Below are 1,155 nucleotides of genomic sequence, written 5' to 3'. Positions count from 1 at the left end.
TATTGACCTTGAATGCGTGATGTCGTCATGGTGGCTGGCGTCGGAGACCGGTGCCGGTGAGGCAGCCGTCGAGGACGTCGTGGCGGTACTGAAGCTGGCGGAGGCCGCGTCGGACGGCAGTGATCAAGTCATCGGGGTCGGCGAAGGCACGGTTGGCCACGGTGGTGCGTCGTAGGACGGACCAGATGCCCTCGACGGGGTTGAGGTCGGGCGCGTAGGGCGGCAGTTGGAAGACCGTGAGCCAGTCGCGGTCGGCGATGTAGCGGCGCATGCCGGCGGTGAGGTGGGTGTTGAGGTTGTCCCAGACCAGCACGATCGGGCCGCCAAGCTGCTGGTGGGCGGTCTGGATCAGGTCGCGGTAGTCCTTCCAGGAGAAGCTTTTGCGCCCATCGGGCCGGGCGTCTGGGCAGGGCCGGTAGATCAGCCGCGAGGATTCGCCGGTTTTGTAGCAGGCCAGGGCGGCCACCGATAAGCGGCGGCGGGAGCGGCCCCGGACGCGGACCACAGGGGTGTGGCCGCGGCGGGACCAGGTGCGGGTGGTCGGCGGCGTCATCGAGAATCCGGCCTCGTCCTCGAAGACGAGCCAGGCGTCGAGCGCCGCCACGGTCCTTCCACGCTCGGCCAGGTCTCCTTCACCCAGCCGGCCACCAGGTTCTCGTCCCGCTCGATCGCCCGCCGGGCGGGGACCTGGCAGCTCCAGCCGTGCCGCTTGAGCAGGGCGGCCACCCCCTGCACGGTGTAGCTCTTGTGGAAGCGGCGCCCGATCAGCGTCTTGATCCGCGACAGGGTCCAGGTTTGGTCCGGCCAGCCATGTGCCACCGGGCCCTTGGCCAGCTCACGCTCGAGCACGGCAAACAGTTCGTCGCTGAGCAGCGGCAGCGATGCCGGGCCTTTCGAGACCAGGGCTCTCGGCCCATCCTGCGACCAAGGCTTGCGCCAACGCTGTACCGACCGGATGCTGACCCGCAGGTCGTGAGCGATGACCGTGTTCTCGTCGCCCTGCCTGAACCGCTCGGCCGCCTGCAACCGCAACTTCTCGCGGAAGGCCCGCCGTTCGTCGGTCAGCCCGCCCCCTTGCGCATACCTCATAACGTCGGCATACCGCAGGGATCATGAGGCGTCAGCCCCTACGACACCACGCTTTGAAGGTCAGTA

General features: G+C 68.2%; 2 protein-coding genes. Both read right to left on the bottom strand.

The window, feature by feature from the left end; translation table 11 throughout:
- Nucleotides 1–25: 25 nt before the first annotated feature.
- Complete coding sequence (locus AB0950_RS40400) at nt 26–553, bottom strand: transposase (RefSeq protein WP_366780815.1); 528 nt, start codon at nt 551–553, stop codon at nt 26–28.
- Nucleotides 550–1,089, bottom strand: coding sequence for a winged helix-turn-helix domain-containing protein (locus AB0950_RS40395; RefSeq protein ID WP_366780814.1), 540 nt, complete (start codon nt 1,087–1,089; stop codon nt 550–552). The genes AB0950_RS40400 and AB0950_RS40395 overlap by 4 nt, the downstream gene beginning before the upstream one ends.
- Between the last annotated feature and the right edge of the window lie 66 nt (nt 1,090–1,155).

It is taken from the genome of Streptomyces sp. NPDC007189 (genome assembly GCF_040703635.1).
Classification (GTDB): Bacteria; Actinomycetota; Actinomycetes; order Streptomycetales; family Streptomycetaceae; genus Streptomyces.
Note: the sequence above shows the minus strand (reverse complement) of the source record. Positions and strands in the feature narration are given on the sequence as shown.

What these genes read in the sequence shown, in the direction of transcription:
- AB0950_RS40400 (WP_366780815.1), bottom strand. Translation starts at nt 553, where the DNA reads ATGACGCCGCCGACCACCCGCACCTGGTCCCGCCGCGGCCACACCCCT.
- AB0950_RS40395 (WP_366780814.1), bottom strand. Translation starts at nt 1,089, where the DNA reads ATGAGGTATGCGCAAGGGGGCGGGCTGACCGACGAACGGCGGGCCTTC.